Source organism: Nesterenkonia alba DSM 19423 (assembly GCF_000421745.1).
GTDB classification, from domain to species: Bacteria; Actinomycetota; Actinomycetes; order Actinomycetales; family Micrococcaceae; genus Nesterenkonia; species Nesterenkonia alba.
On sequence record NZ_ATXP01000002.1, the window covers coordinates 191,789 to 207,391 of the forward strand.

Consider the following 15,603-nt stretch of genomic DNA (forward strand, 5'->3'; position numbering starts at 1 on the left):
ACTGGGCAGAATGAGCTAAAGCAGCTCGAGCTAGTAGGTGCCTTTGAGCCGCTGGGCAAGGTCGTGGAAGCGGCGAGACGGGTTGCCGAAGCGGTGCAAGGTCATGGATACGGCCTGTTCTTTCACCCAGTGGCGCAGTTCGACCCGACCGGAGGCGGTCACCGGGTCATCGAGGAGTGCGACCTCCGGGCGGGCCGCGATCTGCTCGAAGACGTCCTCGGTGACAGTACCCACCGCACGCACCCGCACTCCCACGCCGCGGTCTAGCTTGCCGCGGGCCAGTGCTGCGGCGAAGTCCGATTCGGATTCGTTCTTCTCCACGCCGATGGAGAGCACCTTGGCTGCGGTCTTGACCGCCTTCTTGGTGGCACGCTCGGCCTTCTTCTCCAGGGAGATCTCCACCGGCGAACCCGCCGCGGCTGCTGCGGCGAGGACTCGGAGCACATGGTGAGGTTCGGCGTCGTGGGCGATGCGCAGCACCACCGATTCCGGCAAGTACCGGAAGATATTGGCCTCTGCGGAGATCCCAGTGTGGTCCTTGGCCACACCGAACTCATCGTTCCAGGCGCGGGCATCGTCGGCGACGGCGATCTGCAGCCACTTCAGATCCTCTGCTGTGAGCAGCTGCTCACCTTCGACGGCCTGCAGCAGCTCGGCGACTGTTGAGTTGGTCGTCTCCGGCGGCGGAGTACGGCCGGTGTCGGCGTCGTCCTCCCAGGTGCCAAAAAGCATCACGTAGTTGGGGCCACCGGCCTTGGAGCCCAGCCCCACGGAGGATTTCTTCCATCCGCCGAAGGATTGCCGTTGCACGATGGCACCGGTGATACCCCGGTTGACGTAGGCGTTGCCGACCTCAACCTGGTCCAGCCACTGTTCGACCTCTGCGGTTTCCAAGGAGTGGATGCCCCCGGTGAGCCCGTAGTCCACCTGGTTCTGCAGGCTGATGGCCTCGTCGAGGTTCTTCGCCTCCATCAAACCCAGCACGGGTCCGAATACTTCGGTGAGGTGGAAGAAACTACCGGGTTTGACCCCGGTCTTAATGCCGGGGCTCCAGAGTTTGCCGGTGTCATCGAGCTGCTTGGGCTCCAGCAGCCACTTCTCTCCTGGTTCCAGGCTGGTCAGGGCCCGGTGCAGCTTCTCCGAGGGGTCCTCGGTCAGTGGTCCGACTGTGGCCGAGAGGTTGGTGGGCCAGTCGACCACCAGGGAGCTGGCGGCGTCGATGAGCTGGCGGCGGAACCGCTCCGAGCGGTACACGCTGCCGACCAGAATGCCCAGGGAAGCGGCCGAACACTTCTGTCCGGCGTGGCCGAAAGCAGAGTAGACCAGGTCGGCCACTGCCAGATCCCGGTCGGCCGCGGGGGTGACGATCAGGGCGTTCTTCCCTGAGGTCTCGGCGTTGATGTTCAAGGTCGGCTTCCAGGAGCGGAACAGCGCGGCGGTCTCCGAGGCGCCGGTGAGGATGACTCGGTCGACGCCGTCGTGGGTGACCAGTTTCTTCCCCGCCTCCCCCTCAAAGGGGTAGACCCCGTGGAGCACCTCTCGGGGCACTCCAGCGTCCCAGAGGCACTCCAGCAGTGCCATAGAGCAGTGGGGGGTGGGGTTGGAGGGTTTGTGAATGACCGCGGCCCCGGCCGCCAGGGCCGCCACCGTCCCACCGAAGGGAATGGCTAGGGGGAAGTTCCATGGCGGGGTGATGAGGGCCAGCTTGTCCGGGGTGAAGCGAGCATGCCGGACGTGCTCAAGCTTCAATGCGCTATGGGCGTAGTAGCGGGCGAAGTCGATGGCCTCGGAGACTTCCGGGTCGGTCTGGGCAATGGATTTGCCCACCTCTGCTGCGGCGAGGGCGATGAGCCGGCCTCGCCGGGCGGCCATGATGTCAGCTGCCGCGTAGAGGATCCGGGCACGTTCCTCCGCTGGCCGCGCGGCCCATTCAGCCGCGGCCTGGCGGGCTCCGGCGACCAGCGGGTCGATGTCCTCAGCGGTGATCGTCGGCGGCACCGGCTGGCTTTGCAACCACCCTTCGGTGGCGGCCAGCTCAGTGATGTGCTCGGCCCACCGCTGGTTGGCCTCCAGTGCTGGGTTGGTGTCAGGTTCGTTGGCGAACTCCGGTAAAGCCCCGGTGCTGCGGTCGGGCAGCGGCTGGTGCTCTTCGGCGAGACGATCCTGGGTGTGCTGCGGCCGGGGCGGGGTGTGTCCTTCCACTTCGAGGCGACGCGTGAGGGTTTCCACCGAGGCGCGGAAGCGGCCTTCTTCTCGCCGGAAGACATCGGAGCCTGGGTAGAGGTCGAAGATACCGGACATGAAGTTCTCGCTGGCGGCGTTTTCCTCAAGTCGGCGTACCAGATACGAGATGGCGACGTCGAACTCTTCGGGACGCACAGCGGGCACGTAGAGCAGCAGCTGTCCGACGTCTTGCCGCACCGCGACCTGTTGCTCAGCGGCCATGCCCTGCAGCATCTCGAACTCGAGTCGGTCTGCGCCTTCGGTGTTGTGGACCCCGCGCTTCAGACCCAGCAGATGAGCGAAGGCAATGTCGAAGAGGTTGTGACCGGCTACGCCGAGCCGGACTCCGCGCATCCGTTCAGGGGTGAGCAGCCAGTGCAGCACCAGTTTGTAGTTCGCGTCGGTGGCCTCTTTGGACTCGCAGGTCACCCGGGGCCAGTCGTGGATCTCGGCGTGGACGCTCTCCATGGCCAGGTTGGCCCCTTTGACCAGCCGGATCTTGATCCCCGCGCCGCCGGCGTCGACCCGCTCATTAGCGAACTCCGTCAGCTCCATCACCGAGGCGAGTGCATCCGGCAGGTAGGCCTGGATGACAATCCCGGCTTCGTAGTTCTTCATCTGCGGCATGGCCAACAGGCGTTTGAACACCGCGATGGTCAGCCGCAGGTCCTGGTACTCCTCCATGTCCAGGTTGATGAACTTCGAGCCCACCGGGGCTGTGGCGGCCTCGGTGTAGAGCGGGATGAGCCGTTCCACCACGTAGTTAACCGTCTCCTCGAAGCCCCACATCGAAATCTGGCTAGCGATGGAGGAGACCTTGATGGAGACGTAGTCGACGTCGTCGCGACGCAACAACCGGACCGTGTCCTCGAGGTGTTTGGCAGCCTCCTCTTCACCGAGGACGGCTTCGCCGAGCAGGTTGATGTTCAGCCGGTTGCCCTGCTGTTTAATCTTCGCCACGGCTTTGCCGAATTGTTTGTCGCGGGCATCGACCACCATGTGGCCCACCATCGAACGCATGCGTTTCCGGGCGGCGGGGACGACGACGTCGGGCAATAACTTGCCCAGGGCGGAACCGGCGTTGATCTGGGCGAGATCCAGAGCATCCAGGGTGTCGGGGGCGAGTTCGCCGAGTTCCTTGAGCGCCCCGGCGGCGGCTTTGGTGTCCTCAGTGCGGATCACCCGATCCACGAAACCGACGGTGAAATCCAGGCCCGTGGGGTGAGCGAGCACTGCGGAGAGCCGCTGGGCGGAGGCGTGGGGCTTCACTCCGGCACGCTGGGTCTCCTCCAGCCAGTGGGCGACTTTCTCTACGGCCTGGTCGGTGAGCTGGTCGAGTTCCTGGCGTGCGGCGATGGCAACCATGTGGTGATCCCCTCGGACGGTCGGTGGCAACAGTTGGTCCCAGTGAACCGCCCCCGGAGCGGGAACGAAACCCCTCCAGCACAGTGACATGACACTGTTGAGTCAAAAGTGCGGGACAATCGGAGTATGCAGGTTGCAGTCCGGGGTCGGCCCCGCATTCAGGAAAACGCCGATGAGATCGTCGCCAGTGTGCTGGCCACCGCGGGGCCGCGTGTTTCCAGTCCCGAGTACTCCACGCGGCGGATCGCTGAGCTGACGGGATTGAGCCAGACCCTGGTCTCCCGCGCTATCCGCAGGATCCGGCACGCGAGTTCGGCCCCACTACACCCACCGGCCCTGCAGCTTGAGGCCTTCAGCGTGGAGTACCCACGCATCACCATGCGCTTTCATCCCACCTCCGCCCCGCCTGCTGGTCAGCACACTGACTCCGCATCGGTCCCTTCCCGACGTCATCTGCAGCGTCGCGCCGCAGCCGTGCAATCGGCCTTGTGGGTCTGCGGGGCACACGCCTGGCAAGCGGAGACCCCCGGCGATCACCAACCGGTTTCTTCTGAGCAGCTCAAGGTCACCTGGTTCCCTGGAACCCTCAGCTGGGAGGACTTCCTCACTGCAACCGCGGCGCTGCTGAACCGGTGCGCCCACTCCCCCGATGCCATACCGGGAGAACTGCTGCACCTGCTGAGTACCCGGTCCGGGCGCGGTTTGCACGGGGTCCACTGGCGGCGCAGCGGAATCGGCACGGTTCGCTCCCCCTCCCCCAACGGTTCCCCGATCGGAAAATTTTCTGACTCATCACGAACCAGAGACGCATTACACGACAGCGGCTCGGCACGTATCACTGTGCCGGAGTATCCAGCCCCTGGGCGATCGTCCTCGAACCGCTGGCTACCCCAGGTGAAGCTCTCGACCACCGAGCAACTGGCCATCGCCCTGCGTAAGGAGATGATTGATTCCGGGTTTCGCGCCGGGGACCGGTTAGCTGTCTCCACGGTGGCTGCTCAGCTGGGGATCTCGACCAGTGCGGCACGCACGGCGATGCGGCAGCTGGCCGACGACGGGTTACTCATCCACGACGACGCCGGCTTCCGGATTCCTCAGGTGACCGTCGCCGACGTCGTCGACCTCTACGCATCCCGCCTCCAGGTGGGTACTGTGCTGCTGCGAGGCTGCGCCACCCAGCCAAAGCATGCCCTTTTGCCCGCCCGGCTGGCGCTGCGCACCCTGGAGGCGGTCGCCACTCGCGGAACACGGGCTGACGTCGGGGAGGCTGACTTACGCTTCCAACAGGAGCTCGCTGAGGCTTCCGGACTGCGGCAATCGGCGCGCAGTTTCCATGCCTTGACCCTACGAGTACGAATGTTCATCGCCGTCTTGCAGCTGGATTATTCGCCGGCCGTGGAGCGGCTGGTCGCTGACGATCGCAGGTTACTGGCGGCCTTGCTGGAGGGCCGCGCTGCCGATGCCGTACGCATCTGGCGGGCCAAGCTGGATAATGCTGTCCGCCAGATGTCGGCACTGGCTCCGGAGTCCTTCGATGCCGCCCTGTGGGAGAGACTCACCCGGCCGTGAGCCCTACCAGCGGCTGAACGGATTCCCAGATCTCGATCCCGGCGGGGATCAGGGACACCACCAGCAGTCCGGCCATGACCAGGTTGAAAATCCGCATGTGCTCAGGGGTGGAGATCACCCTCCCGGCTCCCACACCCAGCAGTGCCCAGGCCGCAGTACACGGAGTGCTGAACAGCAGTGCACACAGGGCCAGCGCTAGCACTTCCAGGAAGAAGGCGTCCCAGAATCCGGTGTAGGTGGACACTGCGGCGACGACCAGGGTCCACGCTTTGGGGTTGACGAACTGGAAGAGCGCCATCTGAATAAACCCCGGTGGTTTGCCCTGCCCTCGGGCCTCCACATTGGTGGGGGCCGCTGCGATGCGCCACGCCAGCCACAGCAGGTAGGCCACTCCGATAGGCCTGAGCACATCCAGCAGCCAGGGCCACTGGGTGAGCACTCCGCCCAGCCCTAATCCCACCAGAATCAACATGAGGGGAAAGCCGACGTTGACTCCCGCGATACACGGGATTGTTTTCCGGAACCCGTAATTGGCACCGGCCGCCATGGCGATGGTGTTATTGGGCCCCGGTGTCCCGGCACCGGCGATGAAGAAGAGAATGATGGGAAGGAACGTCGTCACCCCAAGAACCTACACCCGGGCGTATGCCCACCGACTACACCCTGTAGGTCGGCGGGAAGTACAGTGGATGAGATCATGGCTGCTGCACCGGTTCCTCCAGGCGCGATCACCACGAGTCTGCACTTCGCACTGGGTTACGGAAAAAACACCAGGCAGCTTAAGAATGCACCCGCTGAGGGTTCGGTAGAAATTGACGACGACGACGACGCCACTGTCCTCACCAGCATGCTCACCGCACAAGGGGTCCCCTCGCTGGTTCCGGAGGTATTGCAGACCATTGCTGCCGCGCGTCAGGCCCTGCAGCGGGATCCGTCCCTGACGATCTCCGCCCAGGGGTATGACAAAGTCCGCAAGCAGTTCCTCACCGAGCACGCCATCAGCGGGGGCACGGGACGGCATGTGTGGCCGGTGGGCAGCACCACCATCCTCAAACGTGCTGGGGGCTCGTGGTCTCAGGCGCTGCAGGAGGCCGGACTTGGTACCTCCTCAGCGAAGCCTGCCGGGAATTTTGGGGCCGCCCGGTTCACCGAGGAGGATTTCATCACCGCACTGCGGGAATTTGCCCGGCATGCCGAAGAAACCGGTGGCTCCACCAGCTATCAGAACTACCTCACCTGGCGGAAGCACCAGCAGCAGAGCGGTCGCAGTGACCTGCCCTCCGGCGCCGCGGTGCGTAATACCTTCGGTAGTTGGAGCGCAGCACTGCAGAACCTCTAAGGTCCGCGGTGGTCTCTTAGACCCCTCGGAAGCTGCGCAGCCGCAGGGAGTTGGCCACCACACTGAGGGAACTGAGCACCATGGCAACTCCGGCCAGCATCGGGTTGAGTAGGCCCACTGCGGCTAGGGGGATGGCCGCGGTGTTGTAGAGGAACGCCCAGAAGAGGTTCTCCCGGATGGTTCGCAGGGTACGGCGGGCCAGGCGCACCGCCTCGGCCACGCTGCGGAGGTCCCCACGGATCACGGTGATGTCGGCGGCGTCGATCGCAACGTCGGTCCCAGTCCCCATGGCGATGCCCAGGTCCGCTTGAGCCAGCGCGGCGGCGTCGTTGACTCCATCGCCGACCATCGCCACGGTCCGCCCTTGGTCCTGCAGGTGCTTGATCGCCTCGACTTTGTCCTCGGGCAGTGCCTCGGCGATCACGTCCGCGATACCGACTTCCTCGGCGACTCGGTGAGCAGCTCCGGTGTTGTCTCCGGTGAGCAGCACCGGTTCCAGTCCGAGCTGGGTGAACTGTGTGACCGCTTCCGCGGAGGTCTCCTTCACGGTATCTGCGGCGATGATGACTCCGGCGAATTCACCGTTGACGGCCACCAGCACCGGGGTGCTGCCGGTGGACTCTGCCCGGGTGAGCAGCCCCTCGATCTCGGCAGGGATAGGCACCGACTGGCTGCCCATAAACGCCCGCCGACCGATCAGCACGGTATTGCCTTCGACGACGCCACTGACGCCTCTGCCTTGATGGTTACTGAAATCCTCCACCGGGGGGAGGGAGCCAGCCCGTGAGCCCAGCAGTTCCCGGGCGGCGTTGGTCACCGCACGGGCGATGGGATGCTCGGAGGCGGATTCGACTGCTCCGGCCAGGCGCAGCAGCACCTCGGAGCCCCGTTCACCACCGGCCCAGGCACCCACCGCATGCACGGCAGTGACCTGCATCGCCCCGGTGGTCACAGTGCCGGTTTTGTCCAGCACCACTGTGTCCACTCCCCGGGAGGATTCGAGCACCTCGGGTCCTTTGATGAGGATGCCCAGCTGGGCGCCGCGGCCGGTGCCGACCAACAGTGCGGTGGGTGTGGCCAGCCCGAGCGCACAGGGGCAGGCGATGATGAGCACGGCGACTGCGGCGGTGAACGCTGCCTCAGCGGGGGCACCGAAGATCAGCCACACCACCAGGGTGACCAGGGCGATGACCAGCACCACGGGTACGAAGATCCCGGAGATCTGGTCGGCCAGGCGTTGCACCTCGGCTTTGCCGGACTGGGCTTCTTCGACCAGTCGGGCCATCTGGGCCAGCTGGGTGTCCGAACCCACCCGGGTGGCCCGGACCACCAGGTGCCCTGAGGTGTTGACCGTAGCCCCGACGACGGCGTCCCCACCGGCGACTTCCACCGGCACTGATTCTCCGGTGAGCATCGACATATCGACCGCCGAAGCACCGCGGATCACTGTTCCGTCAGTGGCGATTTTCTCCCCGGGGCGGACGAGAAACTCGTCGTCCACACTGAGTTCACTCACCGGCAGGGTCATCTCCCGGCCATCTTTCAGCACCGTGACGTCTTTGGCGCCCATGGTCAGCAGGGAGCGTAACGCCTCACCGGCACGGGCTTTAGAACGCTTCTCAAAGTACCGGCCCAGCAGCAGGAACGCGGTGACCGCAGTGGCCACCTCGAAATACACATTGGCCGAGCCCATCGAGTGCCCGGACATCCAGTAGGGCTCGTCGAAGAGCGTGACGTCGTGACGCATCCCCGGGTCCCCGGCGTGGCCGAAGAGCAGCGCGTAGACCGACCACGCCAACGCGGCCAGGGTGCCGATGGAGATCAGGGTGTCCATCGTGGCGGTGGCGTGGCGGGCGTTGAGTGCGGCCGCACGGTGGAAGGGCCAACCGGCCCATAGCACGACCGGTGCTGAAAGCCCCAGGGAGATCCACGTCCAGTAGTCGAACTGAGTGGCGGGGACCATGGCCCACAGCACCACGGGTGCGGAGAGCACACCGGCGACGATGAGCCGTAACCGCAGGGCCCGTAAATCGTTGTTCCCGGAGGTCTCAACACCGCCGTGAGGTGTGTGCCGTGGTGGTTCCTCAGCGGTGTAGCCGGTTTTCTCGACCACGCTGATGAGCTCATCGACGAGTTGTTGTCGCTCAGCGGTGTTCTCCGCCGAGATCCAGGCTTTCTCTGTGGCGTAGTTGACGCTGGCGGTGACCCCGGGGACTTTGTTGAGTTTCTTCTCCACACGGTTCGCGCAGGCGGCACAGGTCATTCCGCCGATGGCCAACTCAATGCGTTCGGCCTCCCGGGCTGGGGACTCAGCGTGGGATGTCATTGGGCCCGCGTGGCGGTGTAGCCGGCCTCGTCGACGGCGGCGACGATGACCTCATCGGGAACGTCGACGTCGTCGAGCACTGTGATGGTCAGCGAGCCGGCCGCTGCGCTGACCTGGATGTCTTCCACCCCGTCGATGGCGCTCACCTCCTGGCTCACCGCGTTCTCACAGTGGTCACAGGACATTCCGGTCACGGTGTAATGACGTGTCTGGGGCATGGCCGACTCCTTTGCCGGGCAGGGTGTGAGGGCCCCTTCCAATATACTCCGCAGAGCGGATTGAGTCCCGTGCCCGCTGGCCTACTATGGCGTGGTGCTTACCACTCCACGTGCGGCGGCGCTGATGCTGCTGGGCAGCCTGGCGATGGCCGGTTCGGCTGCCATCATTTTTGGACTCGACGCTGAGCCGATGAGCGTGGCTGCCTGGCGCTGTTTCCTGGCGGTGCCCATGCTTCTGCCGTTTGTGTTGTGGGAGTTGCGCCGGGTGGATCGTGCTGAGGCGCTGCCCACCCGGACTCTGGTCGGCGCGGCGGTGGGCGGGGTCGCCATCGGCATTGACTACAGCTTCTACAACACGGCCATCGGGCTGATTGGACCCGGATTGGCGACAGTGCTCATCAATATCCAGATCGTCATTCTTCCGCTGCTGGCCTGGACTTTGGAGGGGTTGCGGCCGATGCGTCAGCTGCTGGTCATCGTGCCGCTGATGATGGTCGGTGTGGCCTTGGCCGCCGGAGCGTTTGAGGAGACCTCGATCAGTCTCTTCGGGGTGCTGGCCGGGTTGGCCGCTGGTGCGGGCTATGCCACCTACCTGGCGATCATCCGTCGCACCGCGGCCCCTACTCTACGTCCGGCTCCGTTCACTGTGCTGACGGTGGTGTGCCTGACCGCTGGTGCCACGGCCCTGACCGGGGCGCTGGTCTCCGGGCGGGCCGAGCTGCCGACCACGGGGACCCAGTGGCTGTGGCTGATCGCTCTGGCTTTCATCGGGCAGGTGGTGGTCTACCTGTGCTTCAACATCGGCATGATGTCGCTGCATGAGACAGTCGCCGGGGCGCTGATGCTCACTGGGCCGATCTTCGCCGTGGCGTTGGGGATAGTGCTCTTCGCGGATCTGCCCACACCGGCGCAGCTGGTGGGGTGTGGGCTCATTATCTTCGGCGCCTGGTGGGCCTCGATGGCCCAGCGCCGTCGGCGAGCCTGAGGCAGCACGGCCCAGCTCAAACCACGGCGGCACAGAAAGACAGAAAGAAGGTCCGGGGTCCACCCGCTCACAGACCCCGGACCTTCCGGACCCTCTCGCACCAAGAGGGAGTCTTACCTCAGGTGAGGAAACCAGCTCTCACGGTGACGTTCGCACTGGGATCAGTGGTCGTGATCCTCATCGTCATGGTCATGATCGTGGTCGTGGTCGTCATCCTCGTGGTCATGGTCGTGGTCGTGGTCTTCGTCGTCGTGATCGTGATCGTGGTCGCCGTCGTAGTCCTCGGAGACACCCTCGACGGGACGACCATCGACGACGACGATTTCATTGGGGACAAAATCCAGCTCACCGGTGGCGATGGTCTCCCCTTCGGCGAGGTCCACCAGGTGGATCTGCTGGTTGTCCGGGTCGGTGACATAGACGAGGTCACCGCTGGCGCGCAGCGCCGGACGGGGATCCTGCCACTCCTCGGGCTCGGTCCACTCGCCGATGACGTCGATGTGGTCGGTGTGCTCACCGGTTTCTGGGTCGATGATGTGCAGCTGACCATCCTCAGTGAGCACCAGCGCCTCCCCCTCAGGGCCGCGCTGTAAGTTCCGGAAGTTGTAGGGGGCCCCGACGTCGGTGGTGATGATCTCCTGGGTCTCCGCGTTGACAAGCGCCACCTCTGTCATGGGCTCTTCGCCGTCTTCATCGGTGCGGTAGTCACCCAGGAACACGGGAGACCCCTCGGCGGGGAAGAGGTTGCCGATGCGGGAGAATTCCTCTCCGGTGTCGAGCTTGACGAAGTCCGCACCATCCCACACGAGGACGCCGTCTTCACAGCCGACCGCCAGAATGCCTTCCGGTCCGGCTGCCTCTCCGTGAACTCCGGGGCAGTCTTCGTTGCGGGCGATTTCCTCACCGTCGGCGTCCAGGAAGCGGGCACCGGAGCGGTCCTCGAGGGTCTCGAAGCGACTACCGTCCTCAAGCACGACGGCGACCCCGTGGTGGGGGCCTTCGGTTTCGGCGGATTCGGTCTCAATCTCCGATTCGACGTCGAGGTCGGCGAGGTCGAACCAGTGGTATTCGCCGGTGCCGTCGAAGAACAGTGTGCCGATGCCGTCGTGAGAGACCACGTGAGCCGGGGTGTCACCGTCGACGGTCACCTCGGAAAGGTAAGGGTCGGTGGTGTAGTAGTGGTTGTGGTCCCCATGGGGTTCCCCCCAGGTGCCGGCGTCGAGCAGGCGGAAGCTGTCCCCTTCGGTGAGGAACACGTGGCGCCCATCCCCAGCGTTGTTCACACGCACGAAGCCTTCGGCGTCGAACTCACCCAGCACCTCAAGACTCACCCCGTCGAGAACGGCGACGCCGCCGTCGTAGGTCACAGCCAGCCTCGGCTCCGGTCCACCCACCTCATGGGTAGGCCGGTCGGAGGGTTCGATCTGCTCATCCTCATCACCGCCGGTGTCCTCATCATCGGCGGCGTCGTCGTCGCTGCCGTTGTCCTCCTCCACGGCTGCGGCCTGGTCTTGGTCTTCAGTGTCCTCAGTGTCCTCTTCGCCGTTGGCGCAGGCGGCCAGTGCCAGCGCGGAGATCAGGGCGAGGGATGTCAGTGCATGTGATTTTTCGATCATGCGACTCATTATTGACTAGCTCTCAAGCAGTTGCAAATGGTTCGCAACAGATTGCAGGCCGCGGGTCTTCTCCCGCGGCCTGCAAAGGATCATCGAGTCCGCACTCAGCGCACAGCATCCTCGAATTTCTCCAGCTGGGCCTCGATGAGTTCGTAGACCTCATCCGGCTCATCACTGCCATCCCCCACACCGAAGAGGTGGTTGTGCCCATAGCTCTGACCACCCATTCCGAACCATTCGGTGCCTTCGTAGTCACTGGTGAGGCTGGCCATAATGCCCTCCCCCACCTCGGCTTCATCGAAGGTGATGTCAGCCACAGGGTTACTCACAGTCCCGCAGTGATCGACGACGTCGGCGTAGTAGTCGCTAAACATGTCGAGCTCTTCGGGGGTGTTGAGCAGAAAGAAACTGTAGGTCTCCTCCCCGTTTTCGGCGGTGTAGTAAACCCCGGCACCGGAGGTTTCCTCATAGGTGTCAATCACCTCGATGGCCTCAGTGCATTCGTCGCTGGCATCGAATCCGGTCAACTCGAGGTTCTTACTGAAGGTGTCTTCCTGCTCGTTAGCAATCCCGGGACCTTCAGTAAATTCCCATCCGTCGGGGAGTTCATCGTCATCGAGAACGGCATCGAGGAGTTCGTCCGCCTCAAGGGGCTCGTCAACGCTCCAGGTATCGCCGTCGTCGTCGCTGTCTTCATCATCGTCTTCATCGCGGGAGTCACGGTCCTGATTGTCACCCTCATCCTCGTCACCCTCACTCGAGTCACCACCGCGGGCGGAGTCGAGCTCGGCGAGGATCTGCTCAATGAAGTCCTCCCAGCCACCTGAACTATCCGCAGTGGTTGTACCAGCGGAGGCAGGGGCAGCAGTAGCGGTGAGCGTCAGGGCCGCGATACCCACAGCGGCCAGAGTGGTGGTCTTCGCAGTGCGCTGATTCATGGGTCTCAACCTTCCATGCTTTGCTGTAGCAATTTGCTTACGTTGCAATAGTAACCACACTTATTTTGCGATTGCAACCCAATGCATGGAATGTGTCCCGCAGCGCGGGGGTATACGCCTCAGCGGCGCAGAAAGGTCAGGTCAAAGATGCGCCGACCGGCATCCAGGGCCTTCTGCTCGAAGTCGGTCACGACCCGGCCGGGATATCGCGGGGCCCATCCGCCCTGAGTGTCGAGGGCCTCTTCATACGGCAGCGGCTCAGGCTCCTTGCCCAGGCTACGGCGATCTAGGTCCCCGGCGCGCACCTGGGTCAAGGGAGAGGCTTCCCCGCTGCGCTCTCCAGCATGCGGGTTGGTGAAGTCCTCGCGGGCAGAGATCACCTCACGCATTTGGACCGCGTAGTCGGACCAGTCGGTGGCCAGGCGCCAGGCTCCACCGCTGCCCAAGGCCCGGGCGGCCTTGTCAACAAACGGAGGTTGGACCAGTCGCCGTTTTCGGTGCTTGGTCTTATGCCACGGGTCGGGGAAGAAGATCCACAGTTCATCGAGCGATCCGGCAGGGATGAGCTTGTCGAGGACCTCGACGGCGTCGAGGCAGGCCACACGCACATTGGTCAGTTCCTCACGGCGTAGCCTGGCTGCCAGTTGCGCCGCTCCGGGCCGGTAGACCTCCACCGCGAGGTAATTGCGCTGTGGGTGCTGTGCGGCGGCGTGGGCAATGGCCTCCCCGGAACCGGAGCCGATCTCCACTGTCAGGGGGGCCTGACCGTCTGAGCCGAATCGGCTGAACTCGGCCTGCCAATCCAGGGTGAAGCCCTCAGCCACTGACGTGTCCCGCTCTCCATGGGGAATATCGAGCAGCTCAGCCCCCAGGGCGGCGTCCCAGGCGCGCTGATAACTGGGCTTGAGCCGGTTGCTCCGGCGGACAAAGGACAGCGGGCGGCGCATCGGCCGGGCAGGGCGGGATGAGTCAGACACGGGAGGTGATCCTACTCGTTGAGGATCTGGTGGGCACCGGTGAGGAACTCGTGCAGCAGTGGTCCATTGGTGGATCCACCAAATTCTCCCTCTTCGAGGAAAATCGCCACGGCGAGATCCCCGTGAACGGCGATCGCCCAGGTGTGGGAGTGGGGGTCATCCTCTCCCCCGGCCTCGGCGGTACCGGTCTTGGCGTAGACGTGTTCGCCGGGCACCACGTCCATCGAAGAGAGCGTGCCGTAATCGACGGTGCCTTCCATCAGCTCCAGCAGATCCTCGGCCTCCTGGCTGGTCAGCCCACCGGTGGGGAGCTCAGCGTCCTCATCGCGGGCGACGAGATAGGGCCGCACGGTTTCTCCGGCCGCGGCAGAAGCGGCCACAGTGGCCATTCCCAGCGGGGAGGTCTCCACAACCCCCTGACCGAAGAGATTCGCGGCGTGGAGGTTGAGCTCGGCATCGCCGGGCACGGATCCGAACGTTGCCGGCAACCCGATACTGATTTCGTTGTCGATCCCGAGGTCGAAAGCCGCCTGCTGGACCTCCTCGGATGAGACGTCATCCCACGCATCGGCGAAGAGCGTATTACAGGAGACCGCCACTGCCTCACTGAAGGTGATCTCCCCGAGGTATTCAGAGGGGTAGCCCTCCACGTTGCCAAAGTTCTGCCCGTGAACTGTGGTCTGGTTGGGACACTCGACCTCGGAACCGGGAGCGAGACCATCGCGCAGCATCGCCAGAGCGGAGACCACTTTGAAAGTTGAGCCCGGGGCGAACGTCGACTGCGTGGCGATATCCACGTAGCTGGATTCCTCGGTGTGGCTGGCCGCGGCGAGGATTCCGCCGTCGGAGGGACGAATAGCCACCAGTGCCGCGGTGACGTCCTGATCCCCGACAATCTCCTGGCCCAGCCGCTGCAGCCGCGGGTTGAGGCTGGTGTAGATATCCTCACCGGCTTCCGGGTCCACGGAGTAGAGCGTTTCACCAGCTAAGTGAATCCGCATACCAGGGCTGCCGCGGAGGGTAGCGTCGTGGGTGGCCTGGATGCCTGAGGTGCCCACTGTGTCCCCCACGGAGAGAGTGGGGTCCTCCTCGAGGTGCTCGGCGGTCACCGGCCCAACCCGCCCCAGCAGCAGCGGAGCGAAGTCCCGGGATTCAGCCAGCGGCATCTGGTCCTCAATGGTGGTGGCTCCGGGGATATCGGCGATGTCATCTGCGGTGACGTGTCCGCCTTCGCGCCGGACAGTGATGGCCTCCACAAATGCCTCATCCCCGTGACCCAGCACCGACTCGGCATAAACCTCCGGGTCAACGCCGACAGCATCGGCAAGTTCCTCGGCCGCTTGGGCCTGAGTGTCCTCGTCGAGGTCTGGCAGCAGGGTTTTATCGATGCCGATGCGGATCACATCCCGGTTGTAGACCATCGCGGTGCCGGAATCATCCATGATCCGCCCCCGCTCAGCGGGAGTAGTGACAATGCCGAAGGTCTCGTGCCCCTGGTAGTCGGGCAGGATGTGTTCGGTGGCGGCTTCGACGTACCAGGTGTCCGTCTCTTCGTCGTAACGGAAGTCAGCCGAGGTGGCGTAACTGAACTCCTCGCCGTCGATCCCCAGTTCCTCCAGGTCCCAGGTATGGGTGTACTCCACAGTGGCTCGGGGAGACCGAGGGGAGTCCTCCTCCGGCATATCAAGGTCGATCTCCGAGACCTCAATCGCCACCTCAGCGGGTTCGAGTTCGGTGTGAATGCGTTCGGCGGCCTCTTCCATCTGTGTGGCCGAGCCGGCGTCGAAGGCAACCTGATCGAAGCTGATCTGGGCCAGCGCTTCAGCGTAATCGGCAGCTGCATCCTCGATCTGCGCGGGTTCAGGATCCTCTCCGCAGGCAGTCAGCACCAGGGCCAGGGAAGCAGAGACAGCGGCCATCCGAGGGGCGATTCGGCGAGGGGACGAGCTCATTTGTCCAGTATGCCGTCAGATTGCCTTCAGGTGAGAATCAGGTAATGCCTTAAACATCGGATGGGACACACTCTGCGGCCGAGCACCCGACCCGG

At 64.3% G+C, this 15,603-nt stretch carries 11 protein-coding genes; 3 read left to right on the forward strand and 8 right to left on the reverse strand.

What is annotated here, in order from left to right:
• Positions 1 to 30: 30 nt before the first annotated feature.
• On the reverse strand, positions 31 to 3,588 hold the full coding sequence (locus H578_RS0102650; protein ID WP_022872163.1) for a bifunctional proline dehydrogenase/L-glutamate gamma-semialdehyde dehydrogenase: 3,558 nt from the start codon (positions 3,586 to 3,588) through the stop codon (positions 31 to 33).
• Between the two features lie 126 nt (positions 3,589 to 3,714).
• Here H578_RS0102650 and H578_RS12760 point away from each other — a divergent pair, with 126 nt between their 5' ends.
• Complete coding sequence (locus tag H578_RS12760) at positions 3,715 to 5,157, forward strand: GntR family transcriptional regulator (RefSeq protein ID WP_022872164.1); 1,443 nt, start codon at positions 3,715 to 3,717, stop codon at positions 5,155 to 5,157.
• On the opposite strand, the gene H578_RS12765 is transcribed toward H578_RS12760, so the two are convergent.
• The gene (locus H578_RS12765; protein ID WP_022872165.1) at positions 5,144 to 5,779 is read right to left on the reverse strand and encodes a LysE family translocator; all 636 of its coding nucleotides are present in this window, start codon (positions 5,777 to 5,779) and stop codon (positions 5,144 to 5,146) included. The two genes, H578_RS12760 and H578_RS12765, sit on opposite strands and share 14 nt — an antisense overlap.
• A gap of 75 nt (positions 5,780 to 5,854) precedes the next feature.
• Here H578_RS12765 and H578_RS0102665 point away from each other — a divergent pair, with 75 nt between their 5' ends.
• Positions 5,855 to 6,496, forward strand: a complete 642-nt coding sequence (locus tag H578_RS0102665) for a hypothetical protein (protein WP_156837185.1) — start codon at positions 5,855 to 5,857, stop codon at positions 6,494 to 6,496.
• 16 nt (positions 6,497 to 6,512) lie between these two features.
• Here H578_RS0102665 and H578_RS0102670 read toward each other — a convergent pair whose 3' ends face one another.
• Together H578_RS0102670 and H578_RS0102675 are read right to left on the reverse strand one after the other, a co-directional pair.
• On the reverse strand, positions 6,513 to 8,822 hold the full coding sequence (locus tag H578_RS0102670) for a heavy metal translocating P-type ATPase (protein WP_022872167.1): 2,310 nt from the start codon (positions 8,820 to 8,822) through the stop codon (positions 6,513 to 6,515).
• Positions 8,819 to 9,040 (reverse strand): heavy-metal-associated domain-containing protein, encoded by a 222-nt coding sequence (locus H578_RS0102675; protein ID WP_022872168.1) that lies wholly within the window; start codon positions 9,038 to 9,040, stop codon positions 8,819 to 8,821. The genes H578_RS0102670 and H578_RS0102675 overlap by 4 nt, the downstream gene beginning before the upstream one ends.
• 94 nt (positions 9,041 to 9,134) lie before the next feature.
• Here H578_RS0102675 and H578_RS0102680 point away from each other — a divergent pair, with 94 nt between their 5' ends.
• Positions 9,135 to 10,025 carry a DMT family transporter gene (locus H578_RS0102680; RefSeq protein WP_156837186.1) on the forward strand — a complete coding sequence of 297 codons (891 nt, stop codon included), beginning with the start codon at positions 9,135 to 9,137 and terminating at the stop codon, positions 10,023 to 10,025.
• A 161-nt stretch (positions 10,026 to 10,186) separates the two neighbouring features.
• On the opposite strand, the gene H578_RS12770 is transcribed toward H578_RS0102680, so the two are convergent.
• The 4 genes from H578_RS12770 to H578_RS12775 all read right to left on the reverse strand — a co-directional run bounded on the left by H578_RS12770 (position 10,187) and on the right by H578_RS12775 (position 15,508).
• Complete coding sequence (locus H578_RS12770) at positions 10,187 to 11,641, reverse strand: hypothetical protein (protein ID WP_022872170.1); 1,455 nt, start codon at positions 11,639 to 11,641, stop codon at positions 10,187 to 10,189.
• 104 nt (positions 11,642 to 11,745) lie between these two features.
• Positions 11,746 to 12,579 carry a hypothetical protein gene (locus tag H578_RS0102690; protein WP_022872171.1) on the reverse strand — a complete coding sequence of 278 codons (834 nt, stop codon included), beginning with the start codon at positions 12,577 to 12,579 and terminating at the stop codon, positions 11,746 to 11,748.
• Between the two features lie 119 nt (positions 12,580 to 12,698).
• A complete protein-coding gene (gene trmB / locus H578_RS0102695) occupies positions 12,699 to 13,556 on the reverse strand; it encodes a tRNA (guanosine(46)-N7)-methyltransferase TrmB (RefSeq protein WP_022872172.1) in 858 nt (285 codons plus the stop codon).
• 11 nt (positions 13,557 to 13,567) lie between these two features.
• Entirely contained in the window at positions 13,568 to 15,508 is a 1,941-nt protein-coding gene (locus tag H578_RS12775; RefSeq protein WP_084709829.1) for a penicillin-binding transpeptidase domain-containing protein, read from the reverse strand.
• Positions 15,509 to 15,603: the final 95 nt, after the last annotated feature.